Origin of the sequence: Microcoleus sp. S36a_B3 (assembly GCF_036700745.1) — a bacterium.
Lineage (GTDB): Bacteria > Cyanobacteriota > Cyanobacteriia > Cyanobacteriales > Microcoleaceae > Microcoleus.
Window position 1 is genome coordinate 22,245 of record NZ_JAUBPN010000019.1, and the last position, 17,378, is coordinate 39,622.

The window sequence follows — 17,378 nt, forward strand, 5'->3', positions numbered from 1 at the left end:
CTCATTACTAACCTGCTGCTTTAGCTGTGAAATCTAAGATATGTTGAGCGGTAATTTGCGGTTTTTCTAGGTGAGGAACGTGTCCGCAATCCGGTATCCAAATTAATTGAGAATTGCCGATCGCACTTTCAAGCTTTTCCGCATCCGCCGTCCCCAAAATTCGGTCTTGTTTTCCCCACAAAATCAGCGTTTGCTGCTGAATTTGCGAGAGTTTTCCCCCAAAACCTCCGTAACCGCCGCTTTTTGTAAAAGCAATTAAAGCTTGATTCCAGTTAGGCGTTTCTAAGTGCAAAGCAGCGCAAGTTTGAGCATCCACCGTAGCCAAAGTTCGATCGAAATAAGCATTGACGCTAATTTTTTGGCGGATTTTAGGGTTTCGCAAAAATGAAGTTGCCAAATATCCTAAAGGAGGAATGAGAAATTTTCCCTTGTTAGAAGTGACGGCAAAACCTGCACTGTCGATCAGCACTAATTTTTTGACAGCTTCGGGATAATTGAGGGTAAAATCAATTGCGGCAGCACCTCCCATCGATGCGCCAACTAAGATTACAGGCTGCGAAATTAGCGATTTCCAAAAATAGTAAAGATGAGTGCCAATTGCCATGGCGCTAAATGCCAAATCCGCCCCTCTTTCTGTAAAGCCAAAACCCAATAAATCGATCGCCCAAGTTTCATTTTTTTCAGCAAGCAACGGCAGCAGGCGGCGAAATTCAAATACGGAACTGTCGAAGCCGTGAATTAGCAAAATCGGCGTGTTGCCGCTCCCCTGACGCACGTAAGTGGTGGCTATTGGCTGCGGGCTCAGCGGGGTTGTAATTGCTGACTGTTGAATGCTTTGGGCTAAGGCGATTGAGGTAGATTCTGTGAGTTGTGCGATCGACTTTGGCAGAAAACTTGCTGGCATAATTCTTGATAAATTGTTAATTCCTAGCGGCGGTGTTCCCGCGATCGCCCTAACACTCAAGTATAGCCCTTCTCAAAAAGGTAACAAGTCAGTCGATTTTAGATTTTAGATTGGGGGATGGGGGAGATTGGGGGATTTAGCGGTCAATACCTCATTTTTCGCTCGAATTGCTATATGCTCGATCGGCTTCTAGGACTTGGGTCGATCGCCCTGTAGTCTCACTCCGTCCGGCTAAGGCTGAGTTTGTTAAGCAAATGCTAAAATATTTGACAATTATTGCTAATAATTTCTTTTTCGTTTACTATGCTTAAGGACAACAGGTATTGGTTGCTAGTGATTGCAGCGCACATGAGTATCTAACGCGCATCTAACGCAAGAGACATAAAACTAGGGGCCCGCGAAAAATCTGCCTAATTATTAGGCCTGGAGAATAGTATTTTCCGAACTATTCAACGGGAAATAGTTCGCTAGAACCGGGAATTTAGCCCTGTCTGCGATCGCGAGCCGAGCGTATTGAGAATATATCTCAAGTTGCTGGACAAGCCAGTCCAAGCAAGAAGTTACTAAAGTCGATCGACTTCCAAAACAGATGAAACAACAATACAGCCAACAAAACCAAGAGTCAAACCCCGGACATTTCAAGGGTTTTACCTTTTATGGAAAAACAGCAGAAGCCTCAGAAACCGAAAACAGCACAGAAGCTCAGATAGAAGTTCAACCAGACTCAGCCAAGAGTAAATCATTCCCCCTAGCAATGGCAAGCGTCGGCGAAAAGCTGCGAATAGTCACACTCAGGGGTTCAGAAGGCTATGTGCGTCGCCTCATCGGCATGGGATTTGTCTCCGGTACCGAACTTCAAATTATCAGCCACTCCGGCGGTTCAGTGATTGTGGCAATTGGCGAAAACCGCATCGGTTTGGGCGCAGGTATGGCACAAAAAATTATGTGTACGAATTAGGAAAAGTGCCATAAATCTACAGCAATCCTATTTGATTTGCGAACCTTTTTTTAACTGCCGGGGGCATCAGAAAAAATCGAGATATTCACAAATGCTGAGAGGGTTGCTGCCTTCAACAAGTTGATTGAATTTGTACAAATTTAGGCTAAATCAAAACAACAAATGAACGACAAAATACAATTGGGAGATTTAGCTGTTGGTAGCACAGGCAAAGTGGTTGGCTATGAAAAAACAGCCCGCGGCTACAAAGGCAAATTGTTAGCAATGGGATTGACACCGGGAACCGAATTTACTGTCACTCGCCACGCACCTCTAGGAGATCCCGTAGAAATCCTAGTGCGGGGTTTCAAGCTCAGTTTGCGGAAAGATGAAGCCAAAACCCTATTTGTAGAGGAGATGAAATAATGGCCAAGCAAATTATTGGATTGGTGGGCAATCCCAACTGTGGAAAAACTACCTTATTTAACGCTTTGACAGGTGCTAACCAGCGAGTGGGAAACTGGCCGGGAGTAACCGTCGAACGCAAAGAGGGAAAATATACTCATGATGGTTTACCAATTACGATTGTTGACTTGCCGGGAGTTTATTCTATAGATGCCGAAGATGGAGATACGGGCCTTGATGAATTGGTAGCGCGAGATTATTTGCTATCTGGCGAAGCAGATGTGATTGTTAATATTATTGACGCTTCCAACTTAGAGCGCAATTTGTATCTCACCACCCAAGTCTTAGAGATGCGCGTGCCGATGATTGTAGCGCTAAATATGATGGATGTTGCCAAAGAACGGGACATCCGAATTGATGTTAACAAACTTGCAGAACGATTGGGCTGTATGGTTGTGCCGATGAGTGCTTCGTCAAATGACGGAGTGTCTCTGTTGCGGGATGCTGTGAATAAAGCGCTACAAAAGCCGATCGCACCATCTGCGTATGTCGCTTATCCGGCTGTGATCGAAGATGCGATCGTCCAACTCATCCCGCATATTGAACAACACAGCCCCAATCGTCAAGTAGATGCCCGCTGGACAGCCCTGAAACTATTAGAATATCAGGATGAAGTCGCCCCAGAACTCGCAAACAAAGACTTAGAACAAATAGTCGTCCCCCACCGCCGCAGAGTCCACGAAACCCTCGATGACGACTTAGATATTATCATCGCCGACAGCCGCTACACCTACATCCGCACCCTCACCCAAGGCATAGTAGAATCTTCCAGAGAAGTCAAAACCAACATTTCCGATAAAATCGATCAAATTGTGCTCAATCGCTGGTTAGGTATCCCCGTATTCTTGATGGTGATGTACTTAATGTTCACCATTTCGATTAACGTTGGTGCAGTGTTTATCGACTTTTTTGACATCTTGTTAGGAACAATCTTTGTAGATGGTTTTGCTCAGGTTTTAGAAAGCCTCAATTCCCCTGGATGGTTAATCGGAGTGCTGGCAAAAGGTGCTGGTGGCGGTATTCAAACTACATCGACTTTTATTCCTCAAATTGGGATGATGTTCCTGTGTTTGTCAGTGTTGGAAGACTCTGGCTATATGGCGCGGGCAGCCTTCGTCATGGACAGATTAATGCGATTTGTCGGACTTCCCGGCAAATCCTTTGTACCGATGATGGTAGGTTTTGGCTGCAATATTCCCGGAATCATGGCGACGCGGACATTGGAAAATAAGCGCGATCGCATGATGACGATTATGATGAATCCATTCATGTCTTGTAGCGCCAGATTAGCAGTTTACGCCTTATTTTGCGGCGCATTCTTCCAAGTCGGCGGGCAGAACATGGTATTAGGGCTTTATTTATTAGGAATTTTAGCAGCAGTCTTCACCGGATTAATCTTAAAAAACACCATCCTGCAAGGAGAAGCTGCACCCTTTGTTATGGAACTGCCGCCCTACCACATTCCCAAACTCAAAGGCGTACTGCTGCGGACTTGGGACAGACTGAAGGCTTTTATCAAAAAGGCGGGAATTGCGATCGTCCTCATGGTAATTGTACTCGGATTCATGAGCTCCGTCGGCACCGATGGTTCCTTCGGCAAAGAAGATAGCAAAGATTCAATTTTGAGCGCAGTTGCCCGTTCAGCAACACCAATATTTACTCCGATGGGAATTACCAAAGAAAACTGGCCGGCCACCGTCGGATTACTAACAGGAGTATTTGCCAAAGAAGTAATGGTTGGCACCTTAGACTCTCTCTACACCCAACTATCCGACGAAGAAAAAGCAGCAAGTGCAGAACCAGAAAAACCAGAGGAACCCTTCAGTTTTTGGGGTGGCGTTAGCAAAGCATATCTCAGCATTCCAGAGAATATCGCAAAACTTCCCGGTCAACTTTTTGACCCATTAGGCTTAAGTTCCGCCAATATCACAGACCAAAAACAGGCAGAAGAAGATCAAGGTATTTCTAGTAGCACCTACGGACAAATGTCGCAAAGATTTGGTTCCAATCACGCAGCCTTTGCTTACTTATTGTTTGTATTGCTGTACTTTCCTTGTGTTTCGGCAACGGCTGCATTGTACCGCGAAACTAATTTAGGTTGGACAATATTCGCCTGTGCTTGGACTACTGGTTTAGCTTATTGGGCGGCGGTGCTCTATTATCAGGTTGTGACCTACGCAGAGCATCCAGAATCTTCAATTATTTGGGTAGTGACACTAGCAATAGCTATGGCCCTGACACTGGCAGGATTAAAAATGGCTGGTGCAATGCGTCCCAAACGGCGCGAAGCAATAAGTCAGTAGTTAGTATTTATTAAATTGTAGGGTGCGGAGCCATCAAAAATCCCTAAATCAAGATCGCAATCTCACATATCCGCACCTTACAAAATAGATTGATTCGGACAAGCAAAATTCTAGCTGAGATTGTCTTTTGGGTGGGGCGGGTTTACAAGATTATTTATTTTTGCTATAAATTGTCTGTGAACCAGCCCCTACAAACCATAAAATTATTAACCAATAAATTCAGAAAAACAACATCCCAAAATTCTGTTGGGTGGGGTTCACCAACTACCTACAAAAAAAGACCAAAAATCTCATAAACCCGCCCCAAACTAATATTCGCATCAACATTTTACGAAAAAGAAAGGATAAAGACCATGATTTTAAGCGATATCCAACAGTTTATTGCTGACAACAAAAGAGCTTCTCTTGCCGATTTAAAACTCCATTTCCGCATGGATGGCGATGCTTTGCGTGGAATGCTCAACCGCCTCATCCGTAAAGGCCGCATCAGGAAAATGGCAGAGGCGAAAAAGTGCGGCGGATGTCACAGTTGCAACGAGGATGCTACCGAGATTTATGTGTGGGTAAGTCCCGATCAATCAGCACCTGTAGAGGAACCAGTTTCTGCAAATTGCCATTAATTTAATTAATTAATTAGAGATTTTAGAAAGAACTATGATCGTGGGAGCATCTCAGTTTTACAAAAAGCATTTTTTTTTATTATAGTGCGATCGCTTCAAGAACTCGCGTATTGTACAACTCGCGATCGGGGAGGCTCGCACTATATTCGATCGACTTTTGAAGTCTCGCACTGCAAAAGCTGCTTGATTTTCAACTTCCTTACGCACTCCTGTTTCGAGGCTGTTGGCAAATCCGATTTTTACTGTGTGCATCACCAATAGCAATAAGCTGACGGAAAAACCTCAGAACTGTACGATAATTATCAGGCTCAAAGGTTCTTGGAAGTAGGGTTGCAGCTTTCTTGGGCTGTTTTTGCGTCTGCCCGCAGGTTTGTTTTTATTCATATGGTTACTGCAAGTAATACTCATTAAGTTGTGATGGTACATTCCCCGGTAATTGTCATGCTTGGAAGTGCGATCGCACCTGTAGTGCTTTCAAGCAATCGATACCTCGTTAAATTGGGGAAATTAGGCAAGTAGATTGCTTTTCAGGCCAAAATCTGTTAATAACTTTGATTGATGGTAGCGATACACCCTTAATATCTAAAATCTAAAACCGGTTGCCGACTGTGTAGAGATAGCCAAAAGTTCAATATTTCTTCCCCGACTTGTTCTGGATAGAAGTGATGGAAAAAATGCCGCCCGTCTGGACATTCCCAAAAGCGATCGCCTTTTTTAAGAAATTTTGACCAGCGGCGCATCACAATAGGAGATACCACAAAATCAGTTTTGCTGCTGCATATCAACAAAGGTACTTCTACACCCTCATCGCGGGAATTATTCATCCTAAATAAGGAGTGAGGACAAGGAGAACAGGCTAAGTCATCCTCAAAATATGGTATAAATTTTTGACTAATACTTTGATTTTGACATCCCAGCATATCGTCCACCATTTGAGTCAAAACTTGTTTGCTACTCCACGGAAAAGCTGCAAGATGCGTATAGTAATGTGCTTGCCAATTAACAGAAGATGGCAAACCGACAGCTAAAAGTCCTAAAGAACTAACTTTGTGAGGATAGCGGCGCGCATACATTAAACCGACTAATCCGCTGGTACTGTGGCCGATGAGATGAATTGGGCGATCGCGCATTGTTAAAAAATCGTGCAACAGTTCAACAGCCATATCCAAAGAGCAACCTTCGTCTTCAGTTTGCTGGTATTCCCATACTTGCACAGGTACAGAATCATTTAAATAAGAAAGCAGCGAGCCATCGAAGCATAGCAAACTCGGACTTACACTTAACCAAAGCACATCATCTGAACTAAATTTCATCTATTTTCAGTTGGAGATAGAGTTATTTATCACTTAAGCATAACGTTTAAATGTAGGGTGCGTCCGCGCACCTTACTTCAACTGCTAGGGCGTATTTTATTGCGTCCTTTATCTCCCCGACTCAAAAAAAAAGGGGCGAAAATCCCCTCAAAGTGGTTCTCCTTAAGGGGGATTTAGGGGGATCAGGAGCGAAAAAATTAGTTTTAAAATACACCCTAACAGTCTACAAGCTAAATTCTTTCTTGAGTTGAGATACCCAAGATTTAATTCGCGCTTCCGTCAGATCCGATTGATTGTCTTCATCAATAGCAAGACCCAAAAACTTGCCATTGACTACAGCTTTAGATTCATTAAAATCATAACCGTCTGTGGGCCATTTACCGACTGTTTCGCCGCCTTGTTCCGAGATTTTTTCAGCCAAAATCCCCATTGCATCCATAAAATTATCCGGGTAGCCTTCTTGGTCGCCAGTTCCCAAATAAGCTACTTGTTTGCCGCTAAAATCAATATCATCCAGTTCGGGGAAAAAACCTTCCCAGTCGCTTTGCAGTTCGCCGATATTCCAAGTCGGACAAGCGATAATCAGACATTCGTACTCGGCAAAATCATCATTGTCAATGCTACCGATTTCGTGAAGAGTCACGATATCGCCGCCAAATTCATCTCGGATCATTTCAGCGATCGACTCAGTTTTACCAGTAGTAGTTCCGTAGAACAGACCAATTGCTTTTGACATTTTTACTCCGAATGTGAAATTTGATAGTGCTTGATATTTCTGGTTTTCGATTCACAAATTGGCATTTCTTGCCTGCAATTGAGACAAAACCAGTAGGTGCGATTGTGGCGAACCTGAGAAATAAGAGAGTCAAGGCAGCAAGGGCAATGTTTTTTCATTTGGTTAAAGTTGAAAATTCATTAACCAAGCTGATTCGCTCAGATCTGGGTCTGGTTCGCAGTCAATTAGTAACAAGTTCAGCATTGTTTGTACTTTGAGAGTGCGCGGGATCTCGGCGGGTACAAACACAAATACTCCGGGCTTTAAAGTGACTGTTCGATCGCCCACCGTGAGAGTTCCCACTCCTTCTAAAACCGCTAGGGTGATATCTTTGGAGCGATCGAGGTCGGGTATTTCAGAATTTTTACCCAAACTCATCAGTTTCTGGCTATCGGCTGGTTGTCCGTCGCTGATTCGCGACGCTGACGCGGAAACTATTGCTGCTGTCACGGTGATTGACCTCCAGGTACTGTTAAATTCCGGCAGTTATTGCAATTAATATTCAATAAGCTACCATGCAATTTAGATATTTTGTCAATTAATTTATGTTAAGATTTGTTACAAAGATTGGCTGCTCTAGATGCACGAGCAGCGATTCCAGCCTAAAGTTCAGATATGGCGGTGTTTTTGGGCGATCGGACTGCGAGGGGCGATCGCACTTCATTCGCCAAATACTTGGCAATAATTTGCAGTTAATTATAAAAAATCATCAGTTATCACTAGCAGCTAACTCATAACTGATGACTGATGACTGATGACTGCTAAGCTAAGAGGGCCCGCACGCACCCTCCACCGCCCCTACCGACTGACAACTGATGACTAACGACTGATGACTAATTATTCTTCGCCCCTACGCCAACATACATAATCGACGTATCCTCATTAATTTGGATTTTAAACAACCCAGACTTTTTGTAATCAACATAGTTAGCGAGATTAGAAAGTAGCACTTGAGAAACCTGTTGAAAACTCGCCAGGGAAGGAAATAGTTGTTTTCCCCCCGTCAGATTTTCCCAAAAACCGTGCATTTCGGTTAAAACATAACCCATTTCTCCAAACATATCAAAACCTTTAATTTCAATATTCCCAAAACCAGTATTTCGCATTACTGCAGACAGTTCCTCCGGGGTAATAAACTTTTCCCAATCGTGAACGCCGCGCCTAATTTCTTGCAAAATATTTTCCATCAGCCCAATCATCACAACTTGCGAAGAAAAAGTTCGGTTGATGGTATCAAAAAAGAAAAGTCCTCCGGGTTTGAGAATTCGGTGAACCTCTGACACAACCTTTTTGTAATCAGCAACGTGTTCTAAAACATCTACGCAGATGACGACATCGAAGGTATTGTCCGCGTAGGGCATATTTTCGGCAAAACCTTGCCTGTAGTCAATCTCAAAACCGCTGGTAACTGCATGATTTTGAGCTGCTACGATGCACTTGTCCGATCGATCTATTCCAGAAACCACAGCGCCCCTCTCGGCCATAAACTCGCAGGAAAAACCGCCGCCACACCCGACATCCAAGGTTTTGAGCCCTTGCCAATTAGTCGCGTGTCTGTCAAAAAACTCAAATCTGGGTTTATTTAGATGGTAGAGAGCATAGATTTTAGCATTTTCGTCCCACCAATTATCAGCATTTTCGTCGTAAAATTCTAGATCGTTTTTTACTTCTATTTTCGTTGGCACGATTTTTTTAGTCCTAATTAGTGGAAGATATAGATGCAGACAGCGGTTGAAACCAGGTTGACAAAAACTTTCGTTTGCGTCTGCAGACTGAACAAGACAACGTAATTTTAACCGCCCGGTATTCAACCCACTATGCTAGGGTTTGGTTCGTATAGACCTGGTTTTAACTGCCCGGTCTTCTGTTTTGTTGCGAATCGTCACAATGTTTTAGTATAATACTTTTGGCATGAATTTCAACCAGATGAATCGCGTTTCTATTATCATTCCCGCCCTCAATGAAGCGACTTGTCTGGAACGCACTTTGCGCCAACTCAGCATTCTCAATCCTCCGGCTTGGGAGGTGTTAGTGGTAGATGGCGGCAGTCAAGACGATACAGTGGCGATCGCACTTTCGGCCATCACTAGAGTTATTTCTAGCAGTATAGCCGGACGTTCCGCGCAAATGAACCTAGGTGCAGAAACCGCCACCGGTGAAATTCTGTGCTTTCTCCACGCCGATACTTTAGTTCCTGACGACATTGTAGCAGTCATCCAGAAAACATTGTCCGATGCTAAAATTGTCGGAGGCGGGTTTATCTCGGTGATGGCTGGTTCGCAGCAAACAAGATGGGGTTTTTCGCTGCACAATTATCTAAAAACTTACTACGCGCCGCTGTTATTTCGACCTCATTTATTTTTTAAAGGATTGCGCTTGTTGTTTGGCGATCAGGTTATTTTTTGTCGCCGTACTGTTTTTTGGGAAGGCGCGGGTTTCGATGCGGCGCTGCCAATTATGGAGGAAGCGGATTTGTGTTTGAAGTTAGCGCGCCGGGGGAGACTTAAGTTAGTAAATCGGGTGGTGGAAAGTAGCGATCGGCGGGTGGCGCATTGGGGCGAACTTAAAGCAACTGCCATCTATCTGGCGATCGGTTTTTTGTGGGGTTTTGGGGTTTCAGCGAGGTATCTCAAACTGTTTTATGAAGAAATTCGCTGACAGGTAATTGTGCAGGGCCATAAAAATGCGCGTTAGCGAAGCCCTCGAAGAGGATCGTCCAACAAACCTTCAAAGAATTTCAACACAGTATCGACTTTTTCCTTAGCCTTTTCGATTACCTGTGGTTCAGGAATTCCCCATCCCATTATTTCACTGCTGAGGGGGTCAAGTCCCGGCAGAAGTTCGTTAACCGTGACCAATTCTACCATCTTCACACCCGCCAAATCTTTCGGTTCTTTCGGCAGCATTGCCGGTTCGAGATACTTTGTTTCTAAATAGTCAAGAATTGCTATAGACTCGACGACAGTGAAGTCATCAGCGACCAAAGCAGGGATGCGGTGAAAAGGATTCATGGCGACAAATTCTGGATCTAAGCGATCGCCGTCTAAGTGATTTCTACCAATTCAAAGTTGAGGTTTTTTTCTATGATGGCGATCCACACGCGGCGGGAGTTGGGGGAAATGGGACTATGGTAAAGTTTCATAAATGGTGGGGGTGGTTATTGAAAGGTAATAGAAGCCACATTTTGATTATGCACCTTCACTGTCATTTGATTTATTTTATTCAACTTTATCCTCTCCAGTTTCATCGTCTCCACTGTCGTCTAAATTTTTACTTTCATCGGAAACTTCATAATTATCCATAATTTCGAGCAATAAACGCTTTAGATTCTGATCCGGTGGGCGTTTTTCAAATTCTGCGTGCGTGTAAATCCACAGCAACACAACTTCTTTTTTTGTAATATCTAACAAATATATAAGTCGCCCCTGTTCAGCGGCTCCGCGAAGCTGAGGCATTTTAAACTCCAACTTCCACAGTTCCCATCCATCACGGCTACTGCTTTTTGGCCAAGGTTCTAAATGTCCCAACGGTGGACGGGGACGGGGGTCAACGCTCAAAATTCTGAGGAATTTTTGGAGTAATTCGACAAATTTTACTAATCCTGCCTGATTTTTACGATAGCGATCGCGGATCAGTTTTTGCTGAGTTTTATCAAAGTTCTTCGAGAGCTTGATATGAAATTGCTCTGATCCGTTCACAGGCCTCCTCCGCTGTCATCGCCTCGATAGTTTCTAACTCTGTAAAAGTCTGTTCCAGAGCTTCAGATAGTGCTTTTTGATAAGCAATATCTTCCCTTTCTATTCCACTCAAAATCGCATTAATAAGTCTATTAAAGGCGTTAATATAAGCTACAAAACTATCGAGTTCACCTTTAAGTACAATCCAAGGTAAAGCGATAGCCAAAGAAAAAAGCCCCACAAATTTAAGCAACCTCTCTTTAATTCCTTGAGGGGGTTCAATGAAAGTATAGGCAAAAATTTTGAGTAATTCTCGCGTGTCAGCGGGAATCTGCTCCCAACGAGCCTCAACTATCACAGCTAAATTGTTTGCTTTTTGAGCCAGTTCCCAAAACCTTGAAGCGCTGGACGTGCGGGGCTGAAATATCTGCCGAATTTCGCTGGGGCTAATTGTGATGGTGGCTGACATTTGTCTGACCTCTGCTCACTTTACGATTAATCAGTCATTCTGAGTATATCATCACAACAAACTTCTGGAAATCCTGTAATTGGCTGATTATTTACTTATTGTGACTTCCTGACCCACAGATGCGGTAATCGCCTCTACTAGGAATAGTCGCTCGCTAAGTGACAAATTAAGCGTTAATTTCATTAATTCTTTTGCATATTCGGAAGAATTATCATTTCGACCGGGCGAAAAAACATCATCAGAACTTAAAGGCTTGACTGAAATATTATGCTCTAAACTTTTCTTCATGTCTGCGTGGAGAAGCTCTAAAAATTTAATATCGTTCCCTAGATCGGCAGACTCATCCTCATCTACATCTACATCTTCAATTACTTGCAAACGTTCTTGATAGGCATTGATTTGATGTTCAATGGCTTCTATAATAAACTTTAAATCTTTAAATGATAGATTCATGTTAGCTTACTATCCTATAAATTACCTCTACAGGTAGTATGAGGGATCGATTTCAGAGTCATCGCTAGAGGTGCGTTCGGCACGAATCTCGTCCATAATTTCCTGAAAATCTGGATCGTCTTTAAACACACCCGCAAATTGCATCCAGGTGGGTTCTGAAGCCTGAATCGGTACTTCCCAGGAAATAGCTTCAATATGCTTAAGTCTTTCTAACAATGTGGTTTGAAGTTGGGTAATGGCTTCTTCCCGAGTTGCTGCTTCAACTCGACAGTGCGGAAACTCGAAAACAGAAGCAGAAACCTGTCCTGATGAGAGAGTTTCTAACAGGAGTGTCACTTTCAATTGGCTAGATGGTTGGGATTGCAATACATTTAAGCTTGTTACCATATTTCAATCACGATTTTTAATTGCTGTCTTGATTGTATCGCAAAAAAAAATACCTCACCATTTCAGGCAAGGGGCGATCGCTTTTTTAGAGCTAACTCGTCTTCAGTTGCTCTAATTTTTGTCTAACCAAGATGTCAACTTCCTCAACCTCAGCACTTGATTTCGGGAGGTCAAACGTCTTGGTTGAGGCTTCAGAGGTAAAACGGTCAACAAAGGCATGAAACGCTGTTCTATCATTGGGGTGAGCAATGACATAAGCTCTTAGCTCTATTTTAGTCATCCTATTAAATTCAGGCTCGCTCACAAAAACCTCGACGAACCATCGCGATCGATTTCTATCTCTATATTATCTCCTGCCAGTATAAATAGATTACCTGTTCGCTCGTCTAGGCGGATGAAAACAGGGATGGTGAATTTATTGGTTAAGGATTGACATAGTATGACACACATGATGCTTTGTTCAGCAGTTGGCAGGTTCATTTTAACTCCAAAAGTTTTCATTAACGGTCACGCGGGGTTAGGTTTTTGGGTATAACCTAGCTGAGTACAGAGGCACGGGGCCTTATAGATTGTGCGTTTAGTTAATTTCGTTCAGAGTTAAAGTTATGCCTATGCTAAAAACCGTTACCAAAATAACAGGGCAGGCCCTAAAGCCCGCCCCATCAAACGATCGACTATCGATTAATTAGTAATCGAAGTCGCCGCCGCCCATGCCGCCGCCAGCGCCAGCAGCAGCGCCATCCTTCGGTTCAGGCTTGTCAACGACGATGCACTCGGTTGTCAGCACCATGCCAGCAATAGATGCGGCATTTTGCAAAGCAGAACGAGTTACCTTCGCAGGGTCAACGATACCAGCTTCAAACATATCGACAAACTCATTTGTCGCTGCGTTGAAACCAACGTTGAATGGCTTTTCTTTGACGCGCTCAGCGATGACAGCGCCGTTCAAACCAGCATTTTCAGCAATCCGCTTCAGAGGAGCAGCCAGAGCCCGTGCCACAATCAAAGCACCGGTCAATTCTTCGCCCTTGAGAGTGCTATTAGCCCACTCTTCCAATTGAGGAGTCAGGTGAGCCAAAGTTGTACCGCCACCAGGGACGATGCCTTCTTCGACAGCAGCTTTGGTTGCGTTGATCGCATCTTCAAGACGCAGTTTGCGATCCTTCATTTCGGTTTCGGTAGCCGCGCCGACTTTGATGACTGCAACGCCGCCAGCCAATTTGGCCAAACGTTCTTGCAGCTTTTCTTTGTCGTAGGAAGATTCGGTTTCGTCCATTTGACGGCGAATTTGTTCGCAGCGGGACTTGACGGCGACTTCGTTACCTTCGGCAACAATTGTGGTGTTGTCTTTGGTGATGGTGATGCGGCGGGATTTGCCCAGCATATCCAGCTTGGTGTTTTCCAGTTTCAAACCAGCATCTTCGGTGATTAGTTGACCGCCGGTCAATACGGCGATATCTTCTAACATGGCTTTGCGTCGATCGCCAAAACCAGGTGCTTTAACAGCAGTCACGTTCAACACGCCGCGCAGTTTGTTGACAACCAGAGTAGCTAAAGCTTCTTTCTCGATGTCTTCTGCAATAATCACCAGCGGGCGGCCGGAACGGGCTACTTGTTCGAGTACGGGTACTAAGTCCTGTACCAAGCCGATTTTCTTGTCTGTCAGGAGGATGAAGGGTTCTTCTAGAATCGCTTCCATCCGTTCGGTGTCGGTGACGAAGTAGGGAGAAATGTAGCCTTTGTCGAAGCGCATCCCTTCGGTGATTTCGAGCTCGGTGGTCATAGACTTCCCTTCTTCTAGGGAAATTACGCCTTCCTTGCCCACTTTGTCCATTGCGTTGGCAATCATTTGGCCGACTTCATCGTCGTTACCGGCAGAGATTGAGCCTACTTGGGCGATGGATTTGGAATCTTCTACTTGTTTGGCGTGTTCGGCAATTTTTTCGACCAAAAAGCTGGTTGCTTTGTCAACACCGCGTTTGAGGGCGATCGCATTTGCGCCGGCTGCGACGTTCCGCAGACCTTCTTTGACCATTGCGTGAGCTAGAACGGTAGCTGTTGTGGTGCCGTCGCCTGCTGCGTCGTTGGTTTTGGAGGCGGCTTGACGGATCAAGGCAACGCCTGTATTTTCTACGTGGTCTTCTAGTTCGATTTCTTTGGCGATGGTAACGCCGTCATTGACGATTTGAGGAGCTCCGAATTTCTTTTCGAGAACTACGTTACGACCTTTGGGCCCGAGGGTGACGGCCACTGCTTCGGCCAAAATGTCCATGCCGCGTTCGAGGGCGCGACGTGCATTTTCGTTGTAGATTATACGCTTAGCCATAGTTTTTGGGGATGAAAAGGTTTGAGATTTTTGATTGGGGAGGGATTTTAGTCATTTGTCCTGTGTCATTAGTTGTTTTGCGGCCTTGGCTTTAAACTGATGGCTGATGACGGCAGGACTGATGACTGATGATTAATTAGTTAACGATCGCCAGAATGTCTTTTTCGGCTAGCAAGACGTATTCGTCGGTGCCGAGTTTGATGTCGGTGCCTGCGTACTTCGAGTAGAGAACTTTGTCGCCAACTTTGACTTCCATTTCAACGCGCTTGCCGTCGTCATTGCGCTTGCCGGGGCCCACGGCCGCGACTTCGCCTACTTGGGGCTTTTCCTTTGCTGTGTCGGGCAGAAGGATGCCGCCGGCGGTTTTTTCTTCGCTAGCGCTTACTTTCACGAACACGCGCTCGCCTAAAGGTTTAACGGTAGAAACACTCAGTGATACTGCTGCCATAAATAAATCTCCAGATTACAGATCCTAGTCAGTTAGCCTGCCGGGGTCGCTATGAAAGCAACTGCCGACTGCTTGCTACTGACATATTAGCACTCTCGACTCCTGAGTGCTAATTTAGCTTTAGTTAGGGGCGATCGCAACTTATCTGTCTGTACGGGTTCCCGAACCGAAAATGAGGGGGAGAATGGGGTGATGGCTGTAACGGCTTGCGGGCGAGGGTAAAGATGGGGGGATATGGGAGATTGGGTGATGGGGTGATGGCTTTCGATCGCCGAAAAATTAGTGTTGACAAATGAATATAATGACAAAAAATCAGGATGAATCTTGCAGCCAAGGCTTGAGGGCTTGTGTCAAAAGCCTGGGAATCGATCGAATCGACCGACATATTTTTATCTGTGCCGACCAAACGGTGCCTAAGTGCTGCGATCGAGAAACCAGTCTGGTAGCGTGGAATTACTTAAAAAAACGTTTGCAAGAATTGGGCCTGGACAAACCGAGTGCCGATCGGCCAAGCTGCATTTTTCGGACTAAAGCCAACTGCCTGCGAGTGTGCGCGTCGGGTCCGATTATGGTGGTCTATCCAGACGGAGTATGGTATCGGGACGTTACGCCCCCCGTCATCGAGAGAATTATTCAGGAACATCTGATCGGGCAGGAGGTCGTGGAAGAATACGCTTTTTTAACTCATCCTTTGCCACAGCCCGATCGCGGAAAACCAGCCATTTAAATTTATGTAGGGGTCTCAAAAAGCAGAGCGTTATAAATAAGGTGCTAAGTTTAAGGCTTTGAAGCTCAGATTCTCCGGCGCAAAAGGCGATCGCGATCGAACAACTGTACTTTCGGGTCAGTCTCTGGTAATCTTGCCGGTCGCTTTAATTTTTTTGAGGAGGGTGACGGGAAGAAGTTCGATCGGGCGACAATTTGCCCAAAAGTTTTTCAACAGCAGACATCAGGCAGTTTGCCAAACTACACTAGAAATAGTTAAATACGTAAGTAGGGAGTCTTTAAATTTTTCTAAATTATAAAGTAACAATTAAAATTGGGGCATCAACATACAATTGAACGTATCCAGATTAAATATCTTACGCTAAGCGCTTCGAGCGGGTCGATCCTATAAATCAAGGCCCGACCACATCATCGATGACTGTTGGCGAGGAAGATAATTTTTGTTAACTTCAGCCGGATCGTCATGATTAATCGGGCGATCGTCAGTCATAGGTTTTGGCTTTGTTCCTAGCGGTAAGGCATTTACAAACAAAGTCCGGTTGGGAAAGAAAGCGGTAACACCCGCCCCGCTTTCCCCTGAGCGCAATAGCATCACTCGCTTTCGCCGTCCGCCGTCAAGGGGGCGGCGGTGTCAGCGGGGGACAAAAATAAACAAGTGTGAAAACGAGAAATTGTGCGGGGTACTGTAGCGGGAACAAACATGAAGGATAACTCAGGAGACCAAAAAAGGCTGATGCTGGTTGACGACGACCCAAACTTGATCTTGCTAGTCAAGGATTACTTAGAATTTCGGGGTTATAACGTCATCACAGCAGAAAACGGCAGACACGCCCTAGAAAAACTCGAAGAAGAAATCCCCGACTTGATCATCTGCGATGTGATGATGCCAGAAATGGACGGGTACACTTTAGTCAGACAAATCAGAGAAGACCCGCGCACGAACTGGATTCCAGTTCTTTTCTTGTCAGCAAAAGGTCAAAGTTCCGATCGAGTAAAAGGCTTGAGCACTGGGGCTGACGTTTATATAGTTAAACCTTTTGAACCCGAAGAACTGGTAGCTCAAGTAGAGTCTTCCCTGAAAGCAGCATCTCGTTTAATTCGCCACTCTACTCCAGGTATTGAGAGCGGCCCAAGAATTAAAGCCCGTCGCCATGTCGAATTGACTCCAACTGAGTTAAAGGTGGTACAGTTGCTAGCGCAGGGTATGGCAAACCGCCAAATTGCAGACATCATGAATGTTAGCCAGCGGACTATAGAGAGCCACGTCAGCAATATGCTAGGCAAAACAGGTCTGCACAACCGAACAGAATTAGCTCGCTGGGCCCTGGAAAGCAAAAAGGCTTGAGCACTTCTACCCTCAGCTATCAAATTAGGGGAGTATAAGGTAAAGTAATGCGCTGGGTGCAAGCCTGCTTGGCGGTAGTTTCAACCCCAATTAACTTTGACCCAGCAGCCGACAACGACTGAACATGAGTTATCGGGAATCTGGTTCGATCGACCTTGCTCGGTCGATCGAATGCAAGCAGCTTTAAAATCACCCTCTGGCGGTAGAGCCGAAAATATGAAATACTGGAG

General features: G+C 44.9%; 26 protein-coding genes. 8 read left to right on the forward strand and 18 right to left on the reverse strand.

The features are described from left to right. Positions 1–7: 7 nt before the first annotated feature. Positions 8–904, reverse strand: coding sequence for an alpha/beta fold hydrolase (locus QUA01_RS19475; RefSeq protein WP_333092199.1), 897 nt, complete (start codon positions 902–904; stop codon positions 8–10). Positions 905–1,493: 589 nt separating this feature from the next. Between QUA01_RS19475 and QUA01_RS19480 the strand changes: the two genes are divergently transcribed. The 4 genes from QUA01_RS19480 to QUA01_RS19495 all read left to right on the forward strand — a co-directional run bounded on the left by QUA01_RS19480 (position 1,494) and on the right by QUA01_RS19495 (position 5,229). Continuing rightward, the gene (locus tag QUA01_RS19480) at positions 1,494–1,862 is read left to right on the forward strand and encodes a FeoA family protein (RefSeq protein ID WP_333092198.1); all 369 of its coding nucleotides are present in this window, start codon (positions 1,494–1,496) and stop codon (positions 1,860–1,862) included. Positions 1,863–2,024: 162 nt separating this feature from the next. Then, on the forward strand, positions 2,025–2,267 hold the full coding sequence (locus QUA01_RS19485; RefSeq protein WP_194067931.1) for a FeoA family protein: 243 nt from the start codon (positions 2,025–2,027) through the stop codon (positions 2,265–2,267). After that, positions 2,267–4,609: a Fe(2+) transporter permease subunit FeoB gene (gene feoB / locus QUA01_RS19490; RefSeq protein ID WP_333092197.1), complete on the forward strand. Its 2,343-nt coding sequence runs from the start codon at positions 2,267–2,269 to the stop codon at positions 4,607–4,609. The genes QUA01_RS19485 and feoB overlap by 1 nt, the downstream gene beginning before the upstream one ends. 353 nt (positions 4,610–4,962) lie before the next feature. After that, positions 4,963–5,229 (forward strand): FeoC-like transcriptional regulator, encoded by a 267-nt coding sequence (locus tag QUA01_RS19495; RefSeq protein ID WP_333092196.1) that lies wholly within the window; start codon positions 4,963–4,965, stop codon positions 5,227–5,229. 57 nt (positions 5,230–5,286) lie between these two features. On the opposite strand, the gene QUA01_RS19500 is transcribed toward QUA01_RS19495, so the two are convergent. The 5 genes from QUA01_RS19500 to ubiG form a co-directional block, all read right to left on the reverse strand. After that, positions 5,287–5,481 (reverse strand): hypothetical protein, encoded by a 195-nt coding sequence (locus QUA01_RS19500; protein ID WP_333092195.1) that lies wholly within the window; start codon positions 5,479–5,481, stop codon positions 5,287–5,289. 323 nt (positions 5,482–5,804) lie between these two features. Then, on the reverse strand, positions 5,805–6,542 hold the full coding sequence (locus tag QUA01_RS19505; RefSeq protein WP_333092193.1) for an alpha/beta fold hydrolase: 738 nt from the start codon (positions 6,540–6,542) through the stop codon (positions 5,805–5,807). A 223-nt stretch (positions 6,543–6,765) separates the two neighbouring features. Then, positions 6,766–7,278 (reverse strand): flavodoxin FldA, encoded by a 513-nt coding sequence (gene fldA, locus QUA01_RS19510; RefSeq protein ID WP_333092191.1) that lies wholly within the window; start codon positions 7,276–7,278, stop codon positions 6,766–6,768. Positions 7,279–7,440: 162 nt separating this feature from the next. After that, positions 7,441–7,767 (reverse strand): cupin domain-containing protein, encoded by a 327-nt coding sequence (locus QUA01_RS19515; protein ID WP_194008199.1) that lies wholly within the window; start codon positions 7,765–7,767, stop codon positions 7,441–7,443. A 383-nt stretch (positions 7,768–8,150) separates the two neighbouring features. Continuing rightward, positions 8,151–9,002, reverse strand: coding sequence for a bifunctional 2-polyprenyl-6-hydroxyphenol methylase/3-demethylubiquinol 3-O-methyltransferase UbiG (ubiG, locus tag QUA01_RS19520; protein WP_333092190.1), 852 nt, complete (start codon positions 9,000–9,002; stop codon positions 8,151–8,153). Between the two features lie 241 nt (positions 9,003–9,243). Between ubiG and QUA01_RS19525 the strand changes: the two genes are divergently transcribed. Then, positions 9,244–9,975: a TIGR04283 family arsenosugar biosynthesis glycosyltransferase gene (locus QUA01_RS19525; protein WP_333092189.1), complete on the forward strand. Its 732-nt coding sequence runs from the start codon at positions 9,244–9,246 to the stop codon at positions 9,973–9,975. 32 nt (positions 9,976–10,007) lie between these two features. Here QUA01_RS19525 and QUA01_RS19530 read toward each other — a convergent pair whose 3' ends face one another. The 11 genes from QUA01_RS19530 to QUA01_RS19575 all read right to left on the reverse strand — a co-directional run bounded on the left by QUA01_RS19530 (position 10,008) and on the right by QUA01_RS19575 (position 15,385). Then, entirely contained in the window at positions 10,008–10,328 is a 321-nt protein-coding gene (locus QUA01_RS19530) for a glutathione S-transferase family protein (protein ID WP_333092188.1), read from the reverse strand. A gap of 32 nt (positions 10,329–10,360) precedes the next feature. Continuing rightward, a complete protein-coding gene (locus QUA01_RS19535) occupies positions 10,361–10,459 on the reverse strand; it encodes a glutathione S-transferase N-terminal domain-containing protein (protein WP_333092187.1) in 99 nt (32 codons plus the stop codon). Positions 10,460–10,535: 76 nt separating this feature from the next. After that, the gene (locus tag QUA01_RS19540) at positions 10,536–11,015 is read right to left on the reverse strand and encodes a hypothetical protein (protein WP_333092186.1); all 480 of its coding nucleotides are present in this window, start codon (positions 11,013–11,015) and stop codon (positions 10,536–10,538) included. Further along, positions 10,969–11,463, reverse strand: coding sequence for a hypothetical protein (locus tag QUA01_RS19545; protein ID WP_333092185.1), 495 nt, complete (start codon positions 11,461–11,463; stop codon positions 10,969–10,971). Before QUA01_RS19545 ends, QUA01_RS19540 begins: the two co-directional genes overlap by 47 nt. 87 nt (positions 11,464–11,550) lie before the next feature. Next, a complete protein-coding gene (locus QUA01_RS19550) occupies positions 11,551–11,916 on the reverse strand; it encodes a hypothetical protein (RefSeq protein ID WP_333092184.1) in 366 nt (121 codons plus the stop codon). Positions 11,917–11,943: 27 nt separating this feature from the next. Next, positions 11,944–12,303: a hypothetical protein gene (locus QUA01_RS19555; protein ID WP_333092183.1), complete on the reverse strand. Its 360-nt coding sequence runs from the start codon at positions 12,301–12,303 to the stop codon at positions 11,944–11,946. 91 nt (positions 12,304–12,394) lie between these two features. Then, positions 12,395–12,607 carry a DUF6887 family protein gene (locus tag QUA01_RS19560; protein WP_333092181.1) on the reverse strand — a complete coding sequence of 71 codons (213 nt, stop codon included), beginning with the start codon at positions 12,605–12,607 and terminating at the stop codon, positions 12,395–12,397. Continuing rightward, entirely contained in the window at positions 12,604–12,804 is a 201-nt protein-coding gene (locus QUA01_RS27490) for a DUF6888 family protein (RefSeq protein WP_442921572.1), read from the reverse strand. The genes QUA01_RS19560 and QUA01_RS27490 overlap by 4 nt, the downstream gene beginning before the upstream one ends. Positions 12,805–12,988: 184 nt before the next feature. After that, complete coding sequence (gene groL / locus QUA01_RS19565) at positions 12,989–14,629, reverse strand: chaperonin GroEL (RefSeq protein ID WP_194067944.1); 1,641 nt, start codon at positions 14,627–14,629, stop codon at positions 12,989–12,991. Positions 14,630–14,765: 136 nt separating this feature from the next. Further along, the gene (gene groES / locus QUA01_RS19570) at positions 14,766–15,077 is read right to left on the reverse strand and encodes a co-chaperone GroES (RefSeq protein WP_194008182.1); all 312 of its coding nucleotides are present in this window, start codon (positions 15,075–15,077) and stop codon (positions 14,766–14,768) included. Positions 15,078–15,163: 86 nt separating this feature from the next. Continuing rightward, positions 15,164–15,385: a hypothetical protein gene (locus tag QUA01_RS19575; RefSeq protein WP_333092180.1), complete on the reverse strand. Its 222-nt coding sequence runs from the start codon at positions 15,383–15,385 to the stop codon at positions 15,164–15,166. On the opposite strand from QUA01_RS19575, the gene QUA01_RS19580 reads away from it, so the two are divergent. Both QUA01_RS19580 and QUA01_RS19585 read left to right on the forward strand, forming a co-directional pair. Next, entirely contained in the window at positions 15,379–15,804 is a 426-nt protein-coding gene (locus QUA01_RS19580; protein WP_333092179.1) for a (2Fe-2S) ferredoxin domain-containing protein, read from the forward strand. The two genes, QUA01_RS19575 and QUA01_RS19580, sit on opposite strands and share 7 nt — an antisense overlap. A gap of 58 nt (positions 15,805–15,862) precedes the next feature. Then, positions 15,863–16,102, forward strand: a complete 240-nt coding sequence (locus tag QUA01_RS19585; RefSeq protein ID WP_333092178.1) for a hypothetical protein — start codon at positions 15,863–15,865, stop codon at positions 16,100–16,102. Positions 16,103–16,188: 86 nt separating this feature from the next. Here the strand turns inward: QUA01_RS19585 and QUA01_RS19590 are convergent, their stop codons facing one another. Beyond that, positions 16,189–16,395 carry a hypothetical protein gene (locus tag QUA01_RS19590; RefSeq protein ID WP_333092177.1) on the reverse strand — a complete coding sequence of 69 codons (207 nt, stop codon included), beginning with the start codon at positions 16,393–16,395 and terminating at the stop codon, positions 16,189–16,191. 108 nt (positions 16,396–16,503) lie between these two features. Between QUA01_RS19590 and QUA01_RS19595 the strand changes: the two genes are divergently transcribed. Next, the gene (locus QUA01_RS19595; RefSeq protein ID WP_194011504.1) at positions 16,504–17,148 is read left to right on the forward strand and encodes a response regulator transcription factor; all 645 of its coding nucleotides are present in this window, start codon (positions 16,504–16,506) and stop codon (positions 17,146–17,148) included. The last annotated feature ends 230 nt before the right edge of the window (positions 17,149–17,378 follow it).